This window comes from Cupriavidus sp. SK-3 (genome assembly GCF_000611145.1).
Classification (GTDB): domain Bacteria; phylum Pseudomonadota; class Gammaproteobacteria; order Burkholderiales; family Burkholderiaceae; genus Cupriavidus.
The window spans coordinates 1-19,749 of record NZ_JFJV02000279.1; the positions used below are offsets into that span (position 1 = coordinate 1).

Sequence of the window (19,749 nt, forward strand, 5' to 3'; positions counted from 1 at the left end):
TCGTATTCCTTTGGGTGCAAAAACCAACACCACCAAAATAAAGCCACCATCCCCCAAAAAACCACACAAAAAAATAAACCGGATAAAATCACTTGGTTTTTCCGAAAGATCTAGATGAGGAAGGCACGATTCACAGCGTCTCCGGGATCTGGAGCGGAATGAATTAAACATTATCTAATTCTGGCATTCACGAAAACAAAAATGCATCCGTGGAACAGGATGCCATCCTGTTCTCGCCGCTCGTCTTTTCCTGTCTCACAATGCGAAATTTTTAGCCATGACGCTGGCGGCACATTAACCCGTTTACCTACACTCCGCTAACCGGTCAAATCCGGCGGCGGACGTACACCAACAACAGCGGGGAGACACCCAAGATGCGTTTGACCATGCGGAAGGCGGGCTTCGCAGCCCTGATGTGTTGTGCCGTTAGCGCAGGTGTAGTCGCCCAGTCGGCGTCATGGTGCGGCGGGGGCAGTTGCAATGGCAATAACAGTGGACGCGGCCAACTCCTGGACCAGAAAACCACGCTCCGCCTGAGCGCGAGCGCGCTCACAGGTTTCCTGAACGCAAGCGACTCAGGCCGCCAGCTACTACAGATCGCCGGCACCCCAACCTGCGACCTCGAGATCGTCTACTTCCGTTACCGCACCATCGGCGGCGCGCGCGAAGCCACCAACGCCAGCGGCGCCCTGATGATCCCGGGAGGCAGCGCATGCAGCGGACCCCGCCCGACCCTGATGTACGCGCACGGCACCACAACCTATCGCAATTACAATCTCGCCGACCTGACGCAAGAAGATGCAGGAAACGGCGACGGCGCCCTGGAAGGCATCAGCGTTGCCGCCATGTACGCCGCCCAGGGCTATATCGTGGTGGCAAGCAACTACGCGGGATACGCGGGCTCCGATCTGTCCTATCACCCCTACCTGAATGCCGATCAGCAGTCGGCCGACATGATCGACTCGCTCCGGGCCGCGCGGGTTGCCCTGAGCAATGCCGACGCGAGAAAGGCGGCCCGCGAAAACGGCAAACTCTTTATAACGGGATATTCGCAGGGCGGCCACGTTGCCATGGCCACGCACCGCGCGCTGCAGGCGGCGGGCATCAATGTAACGGCGGCCTCGACCGGTTCGGGGCCTTATGCCCTGGCCGCCACGGGTGACGCGCTGATTGCGGGCGAGGTAAACCTTGGCGCCACCGTGTTCACGACGTTGGTGGCAACGAGTTACCAGAATGCCTACGGCAACCTCTACCGCAGGCCCGGCGACTTCTATGAGCCCGCCTACGTGCGTGGCATCGAGGATCTCCTGCCCAGCGTAACGCCGATCGATAGCCTGATCGGCAACGGAGAACTCCCCGCCACGGCGCTCTTCAGCCCTCGCACTCCTGCCCCGCAGTTCGCCTCGCTGACGCCACCGGCTTCGCCCCCGCTGGCGCCACCCGAACTGACGGCATTCTTTACCCTTGGATTCGGCAGGCCCCATCTGGTGCGTAACACCTACCGTCTCAGCCTGCTGGAAGACCAGCTGGTGAATCCGGATGGCGCGTTCCCGGCTACCACGGTGGCAATGGCGCCCGCGACCAGCCCTGCGACCCCGCTGCGCCAGGCATTCAAGCGAAACGATCTGCGTAACTGGGCACCGCGTGTCCCGGTCCAGCTCTGCGGTGGGCGCTTGGACCCGATGGTGTATTTCTTCAACGCGACCGTTCAGCAGGCGTACTGGCAGAATGCGAAGGTGCCGGCGCAGCTGACCTCTGTGCTGGATGTCGACGCACCGATCTCCGGGCCTGGCGATCCTTATGCCGCGATCAAGCAGGGCTTCGCGCTCGCGAAGGCAACGCTCGCCGCGCAGGCGGTCGCGGAAGGCGCCATGGATGGGGGTGCGTCAGCGGTGCTGCAGGCCTACCACGACGAACTGGTGGCGCCGTTCTGCATGGTTGCCGCGCGGGGCTTCTTCCAGAATTTCTGAGATTGGCGGGGCGGGGCGACCGCGGCAGGTATGTGCCGCTGATTGGCCCGCCCGGCCATCGGCCGAGTCAGTCGCGCGCTTCCATCTTCCGGTTAAACCAGAGCGCCAGCAGCGTACACACCGCTCCGGAAAGCAGATAGCCGCTGACAGCAACAAGCCCGAACTCCACCGACAACCCCAGCGCGACCAGCGGCGCAAATGCCGCCCCGAACAGCCACGCGAAATCGGAAGTCAGCGCCGCGCCGGTATAGCGGAACCTGGCGTCGAAGTTGGCCGTGACGGCGCCCGCGGCCTGCCCATAGGACAAGCCCAGCAAGCCGAAGCCGATCAGGATGAACAGGTCTTGCCGGGCCGGGCCGCCGCCCATCAGGTAGGGCGCGAACAGGCTGAATATGGCGATCAGGACCGCCATCAGCGCCAGGGTCGTGCGTCGGCCGATGCGGTCCGCGATCAGGCCGGATGCGATGGTGGCCGCCATGGCGATCCCCGCGCCCGCGATCTGGACGATGAGCACGGAGCTGATGTCCTGCGTCTCGTGCAGCGCGACCCACGACAGCGGGAACACGGTAACCAGATGGAACAGCGCATAGCTCGCCAGCGCGGCGAACGCACCGATGAAGAGGTTATAGCCCTGCGCGCGAAGCAATGCGACCGGGTTGATCGGCTCCAGTTCTCCCTCGTCCAGCAACTGGGTGTACTCACGGGTCACCACCAGCCTCAGGCGCGCGAACAGGGCAACCACGTTGATCGCGAACGCTACATAGAACGGATAGCGCCAGCCCCAGTCCAGGAACTCATCGAACTCCAGGGTAACGCGCAGGAAGAGGAACAAAGAACCGGCGATCAGGAAGCCGATTGGCGCGCCCAGCTGTCCCAGCATCGAATACCAGCCCCGGCGGTGTGGCGGGGCATTCAACGCCAGCAGCGAAGGCAACCCGTCCCACGAGCCGCCCAGTGCGATGCCTTGCAGGATGCGAAGCAGGGCCAGCAATACGATGGACGTACGCCCGAGCGTGTCGAAGCCAGGCAGGAACGCCATGCCCGCAGTAGCCGTGCCCAGCACGAACAGCGCCGCCGTCAGCTTGATGCTGCGTCCCCAGCGGTGCTGGATGGCCATGAACAGCGCCGTCCCGAAGGGCCGGGCGATGAACGCGAAGGAGAAGATGGTGAAGGAGAGCAGCAGTCCGTCAAGTTGTCTGACGAAGGGGAAGAAGACGGAGGGAAAGACCAGCACCGAGGCGATGCCGTACACGAAGAAGTCGAAATACTCGGAAGCGCGCCCGATGACGACGCCGGCGGCGATCTCTCCCGGAGCGACCTCCCGGTGCATGGCTTCGCGCTCTGTCAGGGCCGGGGATGGTGACGGGTCGTGCTGGTGCGTAACGCTTGACATCATCAGGCCCTCTCGTGGTTCGGGGTGGCGTTTTGTGTCACTCCTTTAAGAATGGCACTTCTTTGACTACAGTGCCATAGGAAATGTTGAGTTTCCGCGGCCAGACCACCGGCGTAGTTTCAACGATCACTTCCACGGCTATGCAATTTCGCATTCGGAGAGTGCCATCCCGCTACGCAAGGCGAGAGTGGCTGTTGCTTCCTGCCATCCTGTTGTTGACGGGCTGCAACGCGGTATTGCTAGCCCCGGCCGGCGACCTTGCGGTCAGGCAGCGTGATCTAATCATCATTTCAACCGGCTTGATGCTGCTGATCATCCTGCCGGTGATCGCGCTGACGCTGCTGTTCGCGTGGCGCTACCGCGCCGCCAACCGGGAGGCGGTCTATGAGCCGGACTGGGACCATTCCACTTTGCTGGAGCTGGTGATCTGGGCCGCGCCGCTGCTCATCATCATCGCCCTGGGCGCGCTGACCTGGGTCAGCACCCACAAGCTGGACCCTTACCAGCCGCTGAGCCGCATCGACGCACAGCGCGACGTGCCCATGGGGGTGGCGCCCATGACGGTCGAAGTGGTTGCGCTGGACTGGAAGTGGCTTTTCTTCTACCCCGAACTGGGCATCGCCACGGTCAACGAACTGGCGGCGCCGGTGGACCAGCCGATCCGTTTCAAGATCACGGCCTCCACGGTGATGAATTCCTTCTTCATCCCCTCGCTGGCGGGACAGGTCTATGCCATGCCCGGCATGGAGACCCAGCTCCACGCCGTCATCAACCGGCCCGGGGTCTACGAAGGCTTCTCCGCCAACTACAGCGGCGCGGGCTTCTCCGGCATGTACTTCAAGTTCCATGGCATGAGCACCGAGGAGTTCGAGCGCTGGGTCCGGCAGGCCAAGGCCGGAGGCGGCGTATTGACGCGCGACGCCTACCTGCAGCTGGAAAAGCCCAGCGAGCTGGAGCCGGTACGCCGATACGCCAGCGTGGCGCCAGGCTTGTACGATGCGATCCTGAACCGCTGCGTGGAAGCCAATCGCCTTTGCATCAAGGACATGATGGCCATGAGCGCGAGCCGCGGGCAGGGCAAGCCGCGGTCCTTCGATGTGGCAGCGCTTGAGGGCGGGGCCGGAACACGAACCGGCCCCATCTGCACCGCGGGCGACCCCGCCGGCATCGGCAATGGTCCCGCCGCAGCATCCGCGAGGGTGTCGCAGCGATGACCCGCCGCTCCCCGATTCCCGCAACAACGCCCCTGCGGCCCTGGTGACCACCATGCCCGAGCACCTTGACCTTGCGAAGCTGATATTTGGCCGCCTGACCTGGGAAGCGATTCCCTTTCACGAGCCCATCCTGCTGGCGACCTTCCTGGTGGTCGCGGCCGGCGGCCTGGCGCTGGTCGGCGCGCTGACGTACTTCCGGGTGTGGGGGTACCTGTGGCACGAGTGGTTCACGAGCATCGACCACAAGAAGATCGGCGTCATGTATGTCGTGCTTGGCATCGTCATGCTGCTGCGGGGCTTTGCCGACGCAATCATGATGCGCCTGCAGCAGTCGATCTCCTTTGGCGATTCGCTGGGCTACCTGCCGCCGCACCACTATGACCAGATCTTCACCGCCCACGGCGTGATCATGATCTTCTTCGTGGCCATGCCGCTGGTCACCGGGCTCATGAACTTTGTGGTGCCGCTGCAGATCGGCGCGCGCGACGTGGCCTTCCCCTTCCTCAATAACTTCAGTTTCTGGATGACCGTCGGCGGTGCCGTGCTGGTGATGATGTCGCTGTTCGTGGGCGAGTTCGCCCGCACGGGCTGGCTGGCCTATCCGCCGCTGTCCGGCATCCTGCAGAGTCCGGATGTGGGCGTGGATTACTACATATGGGGCTTGCAGGTCGCGGGGCTGGGGACGCTGCTCTCGGGCATCAACCTGCTCGTGACCATCGTGAAGATGCGCGCGCCGGGCATGACCATGATGAAGATGCCGGTCTTTACGTGGACGGCGCTGTGCACCAACGTGCTGATCATCGCCGCCTTTCCGGTGCTGACCGCCGTGCTGGCCCTGCTGGCGCTGGACCGCTACGCGGGCTTCAACTTTTTCACCAGCGATCTCGGCGGCAACGCCATGATGTACATCAACCTGATCTGGATCTGGGGCCACCCGGAGGTGTACATCCTGATCCTGCCCGCTTTCGGCATCTTCTCGGAAGTGGTGTCGACCTTCTGCGGCAAGCGCCTCTTCGGCTATGCGTCGATGGTGTACGCCACGGTGGTGATCACGGTGCTGTCCTATCTCGTCTGGCTGCACCACTTCTTCACCATGGGATCGGGCGCCAGCGTCAATTCCTTTTTCGGCATCACCACCATGATCATCTCGATCCCGACCGGGGCGAAGATGTTCAACTGGCTGTTCACCATGTACCACGGGCGCATCCGCTTCGAGGTGCCGATGCTCTGGACCATCGGCTTCATGGTGACCTTTGTCATAGGGGGCATGACCGGCGTGCTGCTGGCCGTGCCGCCCGCCGATTTCTCGCTGCACAACAGCCTCTTCCTGATCGCGCACTTCCATAACGTGATCATCGGCGGCGTGCTGTTCGGGATGATGGCCGGCATTACCTACTGGTTCCCCAAGGCCTTCGGCTACCGGCTCGATCCCTTCTGGGGCAAGTGCTCGTTCTGGTTCTGGCTGGTTGGCTTCTACGTTGCCTTCATGCCGCTCTATGTGCTCGGCCTGATGGGCATCACGCGCCGCATGAGCCATTTCGAGGATGCGTCCCTGCAGATCTGGTTCCAGCTCGCGGCCTTCGGCGCCCTGCTGATCGCGCTCGGCATCGGCAGCTTCCTGATCCAGCTGGTGGTCAGCTTCCGCCGGCGCGAGTCGCTGCGCGACACCACCGGAGACCCGTGGGACGGCCGCACGCTGGAGTGGTCCACCTCTTCGCCGCCGCCCGCCTATAACTTCGCCTTTACGCCGGTCATCCACGACAACGACGCATGGTGGCAGATGAAGTCCCTGCAATACCAGCGCCCGCAGCAGGGTTTCATACCGATCCACATGCCGAAGAACACCGCCGCCGGCATCATAATCGCGGGCCTTAGCACGTTGTTCGGCTTTGCCATGATCTGGCATATGTGGCTGATCGCGGTGGTCTCGTTCGTTGCCACCCTGGTAGTGGCAATCGGCCATACCTTCAACTACAAGCGCGACTACTACATCCCGGCCGACGTCGTCGTCCGCACCGAGGCAGAGCGCTCGCGCCTGCTTGCCAGCCATGGTTGAAACCTCTCTCCCCTACGGCAGCGGCGACACCGGCCTTCCGGAGCGGACGCGCGCGGAAGCGCTCCGTTTTCATGAACTGAGCGAGGTGCATCCGCAGAACGGCACGTTGCTCGGCTTCTGGCTGTACCTGATGAGCGACTGCCTCATCTTTGCCTGCCTGTTCGCCGTGTATGGCGTGCTGGGCCGCCGCTATGCCGGAGGTCCCACGGGCGCCGAGCTGTTCGAGCTGCCGCTGGTCGCCCTCAACACCACCATGCTGCTGCTGTCGTCGATCACCTACGGCTTCGCCGTGCTGGAGATGCAGAAGGACAAGGTGCGCACGACGCTGGTCTGGCTCGGCATTACCGGCCTGCTGGGCGCCACCTTCATCGGCATCGAACTCCATGAGTTCGCGCAGCTGGTGCACGAGGGAGCGGGGCCGCAGCGCAGCGCCTTCCTGTCCTCGTTCTTCACGCTGGTGGGCACGCACGGCACACACGTGACCGTGGGCATCATCTGGCTGATCACGCTGATGGCGCAGGTCGGGCAGCATGGGCTGATTCCGGAAAACAAGCGCCGGCTGATGTGCCTGTCCATGTTCTGGCACTTCCTGGACGTGGTCTGGATCGGCGTATTCACCTTCGTCTACCTGATGGGAGTGCTGCCATGAGCGCGCATGACAATGCCCTCGATGCCCATGGACATGACCACCATGGCCACGACGGCCACGACGGCCACGACGGCCACGCCCCCAGCACCTTCAGGGGCTACATGACGGGCTTCGTGCTCGCGGTGATCCTGACGGCCATTCCCTTCTGGCTGGTGATGGCAAAGGTGTTCGACAAGTCCAGCACCACGGCGCTGCTCGTGCTGGCCTGCGCCTCGGTGCAGATCGTCGTGCACATGATATATTTCCTGCATATGAATGCCAGGTCGGAGGGCGGTTGGACCATGCTGGCGCTGATTTTCACCATCGTGCTGGTGGTCATCGCGCTGACTGGCTCGCTATGGGTGATGTTCCACCTCGACCAGAACATGATGCCGATGCACGATATGAAGAACCTGCCTTGACTCTCCCGCAACAAGATTTAGCCCGCCAGACCCCCACTCGCAGACGAACCGCCGGTGCACTGATAGTGCTGGCCCTGATTGCCGCTATCGCGGTTGCCGGGCTGGCTGCGCTTGGCACCTGGCAAGTCCAGCGGCGCGCCTGGAAGCTCGACCTCATCGAACGCGTGAACCAGCGGGTGCATGCCCCCGCCACGGCGGCGCCGGGCCCCGGTCAGTGGCCGCGCCTGAACAAGACGGACGACGAATACCGGCGCGTGCAAGTGACCGGCACGTTCCTGCATGACCGCGAGACCCTGGTCCAGGCCGTGACGGAACTGGGTGGCGGCTTCTGGGTGCTGACGCCGCTGCGCGCGGCGGACGGCAGCGTGGTGCTGGTCAACCGGGGCTTTGTGCCGCCGGAGCAGCGCGATCGCGCCACACGCAGCGGGAGCGACCCGGCCGGAGAGACCACGGTGACCGGCCTGTTGCGCTTCAGCGAGCCCGGCAACGGATTCCTGCGCAACAACGACCCGGCGGCCGGCCTCTGGTACGGACGCGATGTGCCCGCCATCGCCGCTGCCCGCGGGCTCTCGAATGTGGCGCCGTATTTCATCGACGCGGATGCGGCTGCGCCGGCCGGCGAAGGCAGCAAGCGCGTCTGGCCGGAAGGCGGCCTGACGGTGGTCACCTTCAACAACAACCATCTCAGCTATGCCATTACCTGGTACGTACTGGCGCTGATGGCGGCTGGCGCCGCGTGCTACGTTGGCCGCGAGGAATACCGGCGGCTGCGCGGCGGCGCCGGGCAGGGCAAGGGCGAAGACGGGCAGCGCAGGCGGCAATAGCGCGCCGCCGTCCGGCATGCGCGGCGCCTAGCCGACCGAGGCTTCGAATACCCGCCGGTAGTTGCCGCCGAGAATCCCGTTCATTTCGTCTTGCGTGAAGCCCGCCGCCAGCAGCGCATCGGCCAGCGAAGGCAATTGCTCGTAACTCCTGAACACCGGCGGGGAAATAAAGCCGAGCATGTCCGTGCCCAGGCCGACGTGCTCGACGCCAACCACGTCGGCCATCCGCTTGATGCCCTCGGCCATCGTGCGCAGGTCGCGGAAGGTGCCCGAACTGGGCCAGACGCCGATGACGCCGCCGGTGCCGGCGATCACGCGGGCGTGGTCAGGCGTGATCAGCCGGCTGCGCGTGCCCGGACGCATCGCCAGCGCGGAGTGCGAGATCACCAGCGGCCTGGTGGACGTCGCCGCGGCGCGCTTTACCAGCGCATAGGTGCCGTGCGCGACGTCAACGACGATGCCTCGCGCATTGCAGCGCCGCACCACCTCGGCGCCAAAATCCGTCAGGCCGCCGTGCACCGGCGTCTCGGTCTGGATATCGCCGAGTTCGTTGACCCGGTAGTGCGTCAGCTGCAGGTGGCGCAACTGGTGCATCGCGTACGCTTCATCGACGCGCTCCAGTCTGCCCTCAAGAAAATCGGCGCCTTCGGCAGCGATGATCGCGCACGGCCCGGCGCGGCCCCGGGCGGCCAGGGATGCCGCGTCTATCACCACATGCATCTGCTCACGCTCGATCAGCCGATGCGCGCGCGCGAATTCGGCCACGCCGAGCGCGTAAAGCTCGCCCTCCTCCGGCGCTCGCCACGCTTCGAAGCGCGTGCGGTCCGCGGACACGCGCGTGACGGTGGTGTCGGTCACGATCGCCAGGCAGATCACGTTCATGCCGCCGGCGCGCATCGGCGCGGCGAGAGGCTGGAAGGGACGGTCCGCGCCGACGACGGGATCGCGCGAGACGGTCACGCGGCCGCCGTGGCTGTGCATGTCGATCGTCAGCGCGTTGGCGGGCGGCGTCCATCTGGTGGCGTCAGCCGCTTGTGGGGCGGATGCCGCGGACGACTCGCGCGCTTCGGTGTAGCCGGCGAAGCGTCCCGGCGCGCAGGCGGCAAGCCCGAGCGCCGCGCCGGACGCCAGGAACACGCGCCGGCTGATCGGCGCCGCCCCTGCTTGCGGCGCGGGCGCAAGCGCCGAGGCTTCCACCAACTGATAGCGCCAGCCCGCCGGATCGTCGCGCAGCCGCAGCAAACGCCCTCGCAGGCAAACAGCGCGCTCTTGCCGCGCGAGCGGCGCTGCGAGGTACACCTCGATGCAGGCCAGCGGATCGCGCGGCACGCACCCGCCGCAGCATGGCGCCTCGGCGGTGAGCAGGGCATAGCCGGCAGCCTTTTCCGCCGGATCCAGCGGCATCATCCAGCCTGTCACCTCGACCAGGGTGTCATGCAGCGCGTCGGCCGCGCCGGTACGGATTGTCGACCAGTCAATCTGCGCAATCTGCTCGATCTGCATTGCCGCTCCACGCGTTGGGCATTCGGACCTGAGCGTTGGCCGGTCAGGTACGGCTGGCTTGTGATCCACATCATATCGCGGCGGAATACGCGGGCGGCGGTGCCGGCGGGGCCACAAGCGCCTTTGCCTGCACCGGGCCCCGTCTCCGCGCCATTCCCATCATTCGCATAGCAAGTACAATGCTGGGCTTCGTCCCGGACTGTCCGGGTCCGCCCTGCTATACCTGATCCCATGTCCAATCTCATCGTGCACGGCGGCAAGCCGCTCCGTGGCCGCATTACCCCTTCGGCCAACAAGAATGCAGTGCTGCCCGTGCTCTGCGCCACACTGCTCACCGATGAGCCTTTGCGCCTGCATGGCGTGCCCGATATCACCGACGTGCGCAAGATCCTCGAGATTTTCCGCGCTTTGGGCAGCAAGGTGCATATGGACCAAGCGACCGGCACGCTGGAACTGCACCATTGCGAAACCGTCTTCGACGCCGCCCGTCATCGGCTGCCCGAGGAAATGCGCTCCTCCATCATGCTGGTGCCCCCGTTGCTGGCGCGCTTCGGCGTTGCCCGGCTGGAGGACAACGTCAAGGGCTGTACGCTTGGCGTGCGCGAGATCGATCCGCACGTCGAAGTCTTCCGCCGCTTCGGCGGCGAGGTGGAGCGCGTCGACGGCTCGCTGCTCGTGCGCAGTGCCGGCCTGCTGACACCGACCGATCACTGGCTGGATTACGCATCGGTCACCACCACGGAGAACTTCGTGCTGTGCGCGGCCGCCGCGGGCGGCACCTCCACGCTGACCAATGCGGCATCGGAGCCGCATGTGCAGGAGTTCTGCCGCTTCATGGCGATGATCGGCGCGCGCATCGAAGGCATTGGCACCTCGCGCCTGACGGTGCACGGCGGCAATACCCTGCATGGCGGGGAGTTCACCTTCGACGAGGATTTCCACGAGATCACGACCTTCCTGGCACTGGGCGCCATCACTGGCGGCGATGTTGTCGTGCGCAACAGCGCACCCGGCAATTTCCCGCTGATCGACCGGACCTTTGCCAAGTTTGGCGTGCAGATCACGCACGAGGACGGCTGGTCGCGGGCCACCTGCGCCGGCCCGCTGAAAGTGCAGACGCCTTTCACCAGCAACGTACTCACCAAGGTCGAGGCCGCGCCATGGCCGTACTTCCCGGTGGACCTGCTGCCGATCTTTATCGCGCTGGGCGTGCGCGCGCAGGGCAACGCCATGTTCTGGAACAAGGTGTACGACGGCGCGCTGGGCTGGACCGGCGAACTGTCGAAGTTCGGCGCCCATGTGTTCTCGTCCGACCCGCACCGGCTCATCACCTTCGGCGGCAATCCGCTGACGCCGGCAGTGGTGGAAAGCCCGTACATCATCCGGGTGGCGATCGCACTGTTCATGGTGGCCGCCAGCATCGACGGCCGGTCCGAGATCCGCAACGCCGCGCCGATCCGCCGGGCCCATCCCCGCTTCGTCGAGAACCTGCGCAGCCTTGGTGTGCAGGTGGAGTGGACGAGCGAAGATTAAGGGCGGGGCAGCGCGCGGAAGTTTCCTTCACGCCCGGCAGGGTATCCGCGTCCATGCGCTCCAAGGTTTCGCCATCGACCAGAAGGCCGCCGCTAACGCGGTGGGCTCTGGTTTCGGCGTGATCGGCGCGGACCGCATCGACCCGGCGATCCACCGGCCGACCTGGCTTCGGCGGATGGCGGGGTGGCCCAGGGGGGCCGAACTCGCGCATCGCAGAGGGCGGGCGCTCGCTCAATAGCGCGAGATTTATCCATGCCGCAGCAATCGGGCGGGACATTTCGTGACAATGTCTTCTTCCTTGCCTGCCGGCAGCGCCCGAGGCATTGGGCGCTGGCGTTCGGGCCGTATCCCGATCGGGCGGTAGCAGCGCCAGCGAATCGGGTCACCTCCAATACGCCTCCAATACGCCCAACGCGGGCGCGCATCAAGCTGTGAAAGGACCCGGCCGGGACCGTACCGAGTCTTATTCCAATTCCGATCATGATTTCACCGATTGCCCTTCGATTGTCCGCACATGTCGGACGGCATCGGCGAGATGGTGGTGAAGATCGGCTTTACGTCACTTGTCCATGGGCCTCATGCATATCGCCATTGATTGTTGCCGCTGTTCAGCATAAGACAGAAGACAGCGCGTCACATGCGCACCTCCTGCCCGAAGAACCGGAGATAAGACATGGAAGAAGATCTCGTTCAGCGGATACGGTCCAATCCCAACTATCAGCGGCTGGTTTCGACCCGTTCCACCTACGGATGGGTGCTCGCCGGGATGATGATGGTTGTGTATTACGGCTACATCCTCCTGGTTGCCTTCGGCAAGACCCTGCTCTCCATCAGGATTGGCGACGGCGTGATGACCTGGGGCATTCCGATCGGACTCTTTGTGATCGTATTTACCGTGGCGATCACCGGCATCTACGTCTGGCGCGCCAATCGCGAATTCGATGACCTGACCGCTCAGATTCGCAAGGAGGTGCTCTAATGTCGACCCGGAGCCGCATCCTGAGCACACTGACGCTGTTTGCCCTGTGCGGGGCGGTCTGGGGAGCCGGTGGCGACCTTGGCCAGATGCAGAAGCAGCCGACCAACTGGACGGCGATTGCGATGTTCGCTGTCTTTGTGGTGTTCACCCTGTTCATCACGAAATGGGCGGCCAGCAGAACGAAGTCCGCCGCGGATTTCTATACGGCCGGCGGCGGCATCACCGGTTTCCAGAATGGCCTGGCAATCGCGGGCGACTATATGTCCGCGGCTTCTTTCCTCGGGATATCGGCCGCCGTTTATGCGAACGGCTATGACGGCCTGATTTATTCGATCGGCTTTCTGGTCGGCTGGCCCGTCATCACCTTCCTGATGGCCGAGCGGCTGCGCAACCTCGGCCGCTTCACCTTCGCCGACGTGGCTGCCTATCGCTTCGAGCAGACACCGATCCGCGTATTCGCGGCCTCGGGCACGCTGGTGGTGGTGGCGTTCTACCTGATTGCCCAGATGGTCGGCGCCGGACAGCTGATCAAGCTGCTGTTTGGCCTGGAGTACTGGCTTGCCGTGGTGATCGTCGGCACGCTGATGATGGTCTATGTGCTGTTCGGGGGCATGACGGCGACCACATGGGTCCAGATCATCAAGGCCGGCTTGCTGCTCGCGGGCGCGACGTTCATGGCAGTCATGGTGCTGGCGCAGTTCCATTTCAATCCCGAAGCGCTGTTTGCCAAGGCGGTCGACGTCCATGCCAAGAAGGACGCCATCATGGGCCCCGGCACCTTCATCAAGGATCCGATTTCCGCCATTTCATTCGGCATGGCGCTGATGTTCGGCACGGCGGGGCTGCCGCACATCCTGATGCGATTCTTTACCGTGCCAAGCGCCAAGGAGGCACGCAAGTCCGTGTTCTGGGCGACGACGTGGATCGCCTACTTCTACGTGCTGACGTTCATCATCGGCTTTGGCGCCATCGTGCTGGTCAGCACCAACCCGGTCTACAAGGATGCGCTTGGCGGCTTGCTGGGCGGCAACAACATGGCGGCCATCCACCTTGCGAGCGCCGTCGGCGGCAACGTATTCCTCGGCTTTATCTCCGCCGTGGCCTTCGCCACGATTCTTGCCGTGGTCGCCGGATTGACGCTGTCCGGCGCCACCGCCGTGTCCCATGACCTTTACGCGACCGTGTTCAAGAAAGGCAAGGCGAGCAGCGATAGGGAATTGCGTGTTTCGCGCTATACGACAGTGGCGCTGGGCATCGTGGCGGTGATTCTCGGGATCGCGTTCGAGAAGCAGAACATCGCCTTCATGGTATCGCTGGCCTTTGCCGTTGCGGCATCGGCTACTTTTCCCGTGTTGTTCATGGCCGTCCTGTGGAAAGACTGCACGACACGCGGCGCTACCATCGGCGGTTTTCTCGGCCTGATTACCGCGGTCGGGCTGACCATCGTCTCCAAGTCGGTCTGGGTGGATGTATTCGGCTACAAGGATGCAATCTTTCCGTACACGTCGCCCGCCTTGTTTTCGATGACCGCCGGCTTTGTCGGCATCTGGCTGTTCTCGGTTCTGGACCGGAGCGATCGTGCCCGCGTCGACCGCGAAGGTTACGAGGCGCAGAGGGTCCGCTCGGAAACCGGCATTGGCGCGGCGGGCGCTTCCGGCCACTGAAGGATTTGCCATGCTGCGCCGCAACCTCGCCGGACACCGCCTGATCGCGCTGTTTGCCCTGGGCTGGCTGCTGTTCAACTATCCGCTGCTGGCCCTGTTCAACAACACGCTCACCTGGTTCGGCATCCCGCGGTTGTACGCCTATCTGTTCGCCGCATGGGCGGTGCTTATCGTTCTGCTGGCATTCACCGCGGAACAGGAAGCACCGCGACAAGGAAACCCACAGGGAAACCCGCAGCCCGCCCCGCCCGTACCCGCGCCGAGAGACTGACATGCTGCAGGGCTGGGTCGTTGCGCTGGCGTCGTTCGCGTACCTCGGCGTGCTGTTCGCCATTGCGTATTACGGCGACAAGCGCTCGGACGCGGGCGCCAGCGTCATCAACAACCCGTACCTGTATGCGTTGTCGCTGGCCGTGTACGCCACCTCGTGGACTTACTATGGCAGCGTCGGCCGCGCCGCCGCCAGCGGCATCGGCTTTTTGCCCATCTACCTCGGCCCCACGCTGATGGCGGCGCTCTGGTGGACCGTGCTGCGCAAGATCATCCGTATCAGCAAGAACAACCGCATCACGTCGATTGCCGATTTCCTGGCTTCGCGCTATGGCAAGAGCGCGCTGCTTGGCGGCCTTGTCACCCTGGTGTCGGTGGTGGGCGTCGTGCCATATATCGCGCTGCAACTGAAGGCCGTCTCGGCGAGCGTGGCGGTACTGGTGCATTCCGCCGACTTCGGCATCCGGCGCGGCGTGGCAGGGCCGGTGTGGTCGGACACCACGCTGTACCTTGCGCTGATGCTGGCCATGTTCACCATCCTGTTCGGCACCCGCCATATCGATGCGGCGGAGCGCCATGAGGGCATGGTCGCCGCGATCGCCTTTGAATCCCTGGTAAAGCTGGCGGCATTCCTCTCGGTGGGGATCTTCGTTACCTTTGGCCTGTACGATGGCTTCGGGGATCTGTTCGGGCGTGCCGGCGCGGTTCCCGCGCTGAAGGCGCTCCTGACCCTGGATGGCGGCGCGGCGGGTGGCGGCACCGTGACGTTCGGCAGGTGGGCCGCGCTGGTATTCCTGTCGATGCTGTCGATCCTGCTCCTGCCGCGCCAGTTCCAGATCGCCGTAGTCGAGAACGTCGACGAGAACCACCTCAGGAAAGCCATCTGGCTGCTGCCCTTGTACCTCCTGGCGATCAATCTCTTTGTGCTGCCGATCGCTTTCGCAGGGGTGCTTCGCTTTCCGGGCGGCCAGGTCGACCCGGATATGTTCGTGCTGGCGTTGCCGCTGCAGGAAAGCTCTCCGGCGCTGACGCTCCTTGTGTTCATCGGCGGGCTGTCGGCCGCGACCGGCATGGTCATCGTCGAAACCATCGCGCTCAGCACCATGGTCTGCAATGACCTGGTGATGCCCTTGCTGCTGCGTCTGAAGCCCCTGCGGTTCGGCCATCGCGCCGATATCAGCGCGATGCTGCTGGCGATCAGGCGCGCGGCCATCGTGCTGTTGATGATGCTGGGATATGCCTACTTCCGCCTCGCCGGCGAAGCGTACGCGCTGGTTTCGATCGGCCTGATCTCATTCGCGGCCGTGGCGCAGTTCGCGCCCGCGATGCTGGGCGCCATCTACTGGAAGAACGGCACGCGGCGCGGCGCGCTGGCCGGCCTGGGCGTGGGGTTCCTGATCTGGCTGTACACGCTCCTGCTGCCGTCGTTCGCGCAGTCCGGCTGGCTGCCGGCCAGCTTTGTCGAATACGGGCCGTTCGGCATCGGGTGGCTGAAGCCGCAGCAACTGTTTGGCCTGGCCGGGCTGGACCCGGTCTCGCATGCGCTGTTCTGGAGCATGCTGGCGAATGCCGGCAGCTATGCCGGCGTGTCGCTCACCAGTCCGCAAAGCGCGGCGGAACGGGTGCAGGCCATCCTGTTCGTGGATGCCTACGCCCACAGCGGCAGCGCGCTCGGTTCCCATGTGTGGCGCGGCAGTGCCTCGGCCGAAGCGGTACTCGCGTTGTTGCGGCGTTTCCTTGGCGGCGCCAGGGCCGACGAAGCGTACGCGCGATTCCACCGCGAGCGCGCCGGCGCCAGCCCGCTGGTGGCCGACGCCGCGCTGGTGCATTTCGCGGAAATCCAGCTGGCCGGTGCGATCGGTGCCGCATCGGCGCGCGCAATGATTGCCTCGGCGGTGAATGAAGAGCCGCTCGGCCTGGACGAAGTCATGGCAATACTGGATGAGACCTCGCAAGCGGTCGCCTACAGCCGGCAGCTGGAGCAGAAATCGCGCGAACTGGAAACGGTATCGGCCGGACTCAAGGCGGCCAACCTTCGGCTCACCGAACTCGACCGCATGAAGGACGACTTCATTTCGACCGTGACCCACGAGTTGCGCACGCCGCTCACGTCGATCCGCGCGTTCTCCGAGATTCTTCGCGACCATCCCGATCTTGCCGCTGCCAGGCGCAGCGAATACCTTGACATTGTGATCAGGGAAAGCGAGCGCCTCACACGTCTCATCAACAACGTGCTCGACCTTGCCAAGATCGAATCCGGCAGCACCGGATGGCGCACCGTGCCACTAGACTTGAAACAGGTGATAGAGGATGCGGTAAGCGCCACCCGGCAACTGTTCGCGGACCAGCGCATTCAGCTTGAGCTGCACCTGCCGGCGCAGGTTCCCGTGATACTGGCCGACCCCGACCGGCTGATGCAGGTGATGCTCAACCTGCTGTCGAACGCGGCAAAGTTCTGCGACCGGGCGGACGGCCGGGTCGCGGTGAGCCTGGAGGCGGCAGGCGGCAATTTGCGTGTTGCGGTGCGTGACAACGGTTGCGGCGTGCGCCCGCAGGATCGGGAGCTGATCTTCGACAAGTTCCGCCAGGGTGGCGACAGGCTGGCGGGCAAGCCACAGGGCACCGGGCTCGGATTGCCGATCAGCCGGGAAATCGTTCGCCATTTCGGCGGTGCGCTGTGGCTGGAGGCGACGCAGGACGACGGCGCGGTATTCGTATTCACGCTGCCGCTGCCGAATGCACCGGAGACAACGCCATGACCCACAAAGTCCTCATCGCAGACGACGAACCGAACATCGTGATCTCCCTGGAATTCCTGATGCAGCAAAGCGGCTACGAAGTGGGCATCGCTCGCGACGGGGAGGAAGCCCTGGCGCAGATGACCGCGTTCCAGCCCGATCTTGTCCTGCTCGACATCATGCTGCCGCTGCGCAGCGGCTTCGAGGTCTGCCAGAAGATCCGCGAGAACAAGGCCTGGGATCGGGTCAGGGTCGTCATGCTATCGGCGAAGGGTCGGGAGCTTGAGGTGAGCAAGGGCCTTGCGCTGGGCGCCGATGCGTACATCACCAAACCGTTTTCCACCAGGGAGCTGGTTGAAAAGGTGGGCGCATTGCTCGCGAGCTGACAGAGAGGCCTGGAATGATTCGGACTTGGATCGCCGGACACCGCTTCGGCGTGACATTGGCGCTGCTCTTCCTGGCGCAGCTGCTTCTCGCCGGCGCGATCCTCTTACCGCTTGCGATCGACCTGCCGGACGCGCAGCGCACGTGGTTGCGCGCGTTGCTGCTGCAGCGCGGCGCGCTATGGATTGCCCTCGCGCTGCTGCTGCTGCTCGGCCTGGGCATCGGGCTGAAAGCGCTGTTCGACGCTTACTTGACGCCGGTCGCGCGCCTGGCCGAAGACGCCGTGCTGCTTGCGGCCAACCCTGGCCATCGCATCGCGCCGCAGGGCGCGCGCGACGTGCGCGTCCTCGTCGACAAGCTTAACCTGCTGGCGGCTTCCCATCAGGCCGTGCACGACGACGTGCAGGCCAGGATCGCACTGGCGAACCGCGCGCTGGCCGAGGAGAAGAACCGGCTCGCCGCGCTCATGGCGGAGCTCGCGCTGAGCGTGCTGGTCTGCAATATCGAAGGGCGAATACTGCTTTACAACGACAGTGCCAGGCAGTTGCTGGAAGCGGGCGGAGCCGGCGCGCCGGTGGCCGGCGCCGCAGCAATCGGCCTGGGCCGCTCCGTGTTCGGCGTGATCGAGCGGGGGCTCATCCTGCACGCGCTGGAACAGCTCCAGCACCAGCTCCGGGAGGGGGGGGCCGGCGCGGCGCGGCCGGTATCGGGATTCGTCGCCACGCTCTCACAGGGCCAGATCGTGCGCGCGCACATGGCACCTGTGTTCGACAACGTGCACACCCTCAACGGCTTCGTGCTGACGCTGGAAGACATCACCCGCAACGTCGAGGCCGACAACCGCCGCGACGCATTGCTGCAGTCGCTCACGCAAGATGCGCGCGCCACGCTGGCGAATCTGCTTGCGGCGGTGGAAACCATCCAGGCGTTCCCGGACATGAACGCCGGGAAGCGAGCCCAGCTTACCGGCATCATCGACGACGAATCGCAGCGCCTGGTGGGCCAGATCGGCCGCGCCGTGGATCAGCGCGGCGCCGGGATGGACAGCCATCAGGAGCTGGAAGAGATGCGGGGCGCCGACCTGCTCGCGCTGCTGCTGCGGCGGATCGGCAGCCCGTCGCTCAGCGTAGCCGCCAGCGATGCGGTCGATGCCACGCTGTGGCTCAGGGTGGACAGCTATGCTTTGACCCAGGCGCTGGCCTATCTGGCGCAGCGGCTCGCCACCGAAGCAGGCGTTACCGAGTTGCGCTTCGGCCTGTGCCGTGCCGGGCGGCTGGCCTATCTCGACCTCACCTGGCATGGCGCCCCCCCCACCGCCGATAGGCTGCGGGCTTGGGAAAACGCGCCATTGCAAGCCGGCGCGGCGCTGTCGCTGAGCACGCTGATGGCGCGTCAGGGCGGCGAGACCGTGTGTTCGTCCGGTGCGTCGCCCGACGTGGCGCGCTATCGCCTGATGCTGCCGGTTTCCGAGCCCCGCTCGGCGCTGGACAGACTGCCGGCACGGCAAGGCCGCCCGGAGTTCTACGATTTCGACCTGTTCCACCAGCCGGGACAAAACGCCGGGATCGACCAGTGCCGGCTCTCGCAACTCAGCTACACGGTGTTCGATACCGAGACCACGGGGCTGGAGCCTGCCGCCGGCGATGAAATCATCTCCATCGGCGCCTTGCGCATCGTCAACGGCCGGCTGTTGCAGCGGGAGAGTTTCGAGCAGCTGATCCGGCCGCGGGGCGCGCTGAGCGCCGGGTCGATCGCGGTTCACGGCATCACGCACGCCATGCTCAACGGCCAGCCGCCGATCGAAACCGTGTTGCCGCAGTTTCACCGTTTCGCCGCGGATACCGTGCTCGTCGCGCACAATGCCGCGTTCGACATGAAGTTCCTGCAAATGCTGGAGGAAAGAACCGGCACCGTCTTCACGCAACCCGTCCTCGATACGCTGCTGCTATCGCAGGTGATCCACCCCCATCAGGCCGAGCACTCACTGGAAGCGATCGCCAGCCGGCTCGGTGTGGCTGTCATTGGCCGCCACACCGCCCTGGGCGATGCGATCGTCACCGGAGAGATCTTTCTCAGGATGATCCCGTTGCTCGCGGAAAAGAGCATCGTCACGCTGAAGGATGCCCGCGACGCCGCGCAACAGACCCTGTACGCGCGGGTCCGGTACTGAG

15 protein-coding genes are annotated in these 19,749 nt (G+C 64.6%); 13 read left to right on the top strand and 2 right to left on the bottom strand.

Annotation, left to right across the window (positions count from 1 at the left end):
- Window positions 1-374 precede the first annotated feature (374 nt).
- Window positions 375-1,970: an alpha/beta hydrolase family protein gene (locus CF70_RS30640; protein WP_035874650.1), complete on the top strand. Its 1,596-nt coding sequence runs from the start codon at window positions 375-377 to the stop codon at window positions 1,968-1,970.
- Between the two features lie 67 nt (window positions 1,971-2,037).
- Here the strand turns inward: CF70_RS30640 and CF70_RS30645 are convergent, their stop codons facing one another.
- Window positions 2,038-3,363 carry an MFS transporter gene (locus CF70_RS30645; RefSeq protein ID WP_035874747.1) on the bottom strand — a complete coding sequence of 442 codons (1,326 nt, stop codon included), beginning with the start codon at window positions 3,361-3,363 and terminating at the stop codon, window positions 2,038-2,040.
- 140 nt (window positions 3,364-3,503) lie between these two features.
- Here CF70_RS30645 and cyoA point away from each other — a divergent pair, with 140 nt between their 5' ends.
- The 5 genes from cyoA (at window position 3,504) to CF70_RS30670 (ending at window position 8,507) form a co-directional block, all read left to right on the top strand.
- A complete protein-coding gene (gene cyoA, locus CF70_RS30650) occupies window positions 3,504-4,577 on the top strand; it encodes a ubiquinol oxidase subunit II (protein ID WP_051649262.1) in 1,074 nt (357 codons plus the stop codon).
- A gap of 52 nt (window positions 4,578-4,629) precedes the next feature.
- On the top strand, window positions 4,630-6,633 hold the full coding sequence (gene cyoB, locus CF70_RS30655) for a cytochrome o ubiquinol oxidase subunit I (protein ID WP_035874750.1): 2,004 nt from the start codon (window positions 4,630-4,632) through the stop codon (window positions 6,631-6,633).
- The gene (cyoC, locus tag CF70_RS30660) at window positions 6,626-7,282 is read left to right on the top strand and encodes a cytochrome o ubiquinol oxidase subunit III (RefSeq protein ID WP_035874657.1); all 657 of its coding nucleotides are present in this window, start codon (window positions 6,626-6,628) and stop codon (window positions 7,280-7,282) included. The genes cyoB and cyoC overlap by 8 nt, the downstream gene beginning before the upstream one ends.
- Window positions 7,279-7,683: a cytochrome o ubiquinol oxidase subunit IV gene (gene cyoD / locus CF70_RS30665; RefSeq protein WP_035874660.1), complete on the top strand. Its 405-nt coding sequence runs from the start codon at window positions 7,279-7,281 to the stop codon at window positions 7,681-7,683. Before cyoC ends, cyoD begins: the two co-directional genes overlap by 4 nt.
- Before the next feature lie 65 nt (window positions 7,684-7,748).
- Window positions 7,749-8,507: an SURF1 family protein gene (locus tag CF70_RS30670; protein ID WP_349675128.1), complete on the top strand. Its 759-nt coding sequence runs from the start codon at window positions 7,749-7,751 to the stop codon at window positions 8,505-8,507.
- A 27-nt stretch (window positions 8,508-8,534) separates the two neighbouring features.
- On the opposite strand, the gene CF70_RS35485 is transcribed toward CF70_RS30670, so the two are convergent.
- Complete coding sequence (locus CF70_RS35485; RefSeq protein WP_200876840.1) at window positions 8,535-10,010, bottom strand: dipeptidase; 1,476 nt, start codon at window positions 10,008-10,010, stop codon at window positions 8,535-8,537.
- A gap of 231 nt (window positions 10,011-10,241) precedes the next feature.
- On the opposite strand from CF70_RS35485, the gene CF70_RS30680 reads away from it, so the two are divergent.
- From CF70_RS30680 to CF70_RS30710, 7 genes are all read left to right on the top strand, one after another.
- Window positions 10,242-11,543, top strand: coding sequence for a UDP-N-acetylglucosamine 1-carboxyvinyltransferase (locus tag CF70_RS30680; RefSeq protein WP_035874666.1), 1,302 nt, complete (start codon window positions 10,242-10,244; stop codon window positions 11,541-11,543).
- Between the two features lie 673 nt (window positions 11,544-12,216).
- Complete coding sequence (locus CF70_RS30685) at window positions 12,217-12,522, top strand: DUF485 domain-containing protein (protein WP_035874670.1); 306 nt, start codon at window positions 12,217-12,219, stop codon at window positions 12,520-12,522.
- The gene (locus CF70_RS30690) at window positions 12,522-14,186 is read left to right on the top strand and encodes a cation acetate symporter (RefSeq protein WP_152561967.1); all 1,665 of its coding nucleotides are present in this window, start codon (window positions 12,522-12,524) and stop codon (window positions 14,184-14,186) included. The genes CF70_RS30685 and CF70_RS30690 overlap by 1 nt, the downstream gene beginning before the upstream one ends.
- Before the next feature lie 10 nt (window positions 14,187-14,196).
- On the top strand, window positions 14,197-14,457 hold the full coding sequence (locus CF70_RS30695) for a hypothetical protein (RefSeq protein WP_081862442.1): 261 nt from the start codon (window positions 14,197-14,199) through the stop codon (window positions 14,455-14,457).
- 1 nt (window position 14,458) lies between these two features.
- Window positions 14,459-17,215 carry a sensor histidine kinase gene (locus CF70_RS30700; protein ID WP_035874672.1) on the top strand — a complete coding sequence of 919 codons (2,757 nt, stop codon included), beginning with the start codon at window positions 14,459-14,461 and terminating at the stop codon, window positions 17,213-17,215.
- The gene (locus CF70_RS30705) at window positions 17,212-17,580 is read left to right on the top strand and encodes a response regulator transcription factor (RefSeq protein ID WP_035874675.1); all 369 of its coding nucleotides are present in this window, start codon (window positions 17,212-17,214) and stop codon (window positions 17,578-17,580) included. The genes CF70_RS30700 and CF70_RS30705 overlap by 4 nt, the downstream gene beginning before the upstream one ends.
- 14 nt (window positions 17,581-17,594) lie before the next feature.
- Window positions 17,595-19,748: a 3'-5' exonuclease gene (locus CF70_RS30710; protein WP_035874679.1), complete on the top strand. Its 2,154-nt coding sequence runs from the start codon at window positions 17,595-17,597 to the stop codon at window positions 19,746-19,748.
- The last annotated feature ends 1 nt before the right edge of the window (window position 19,749 follow it).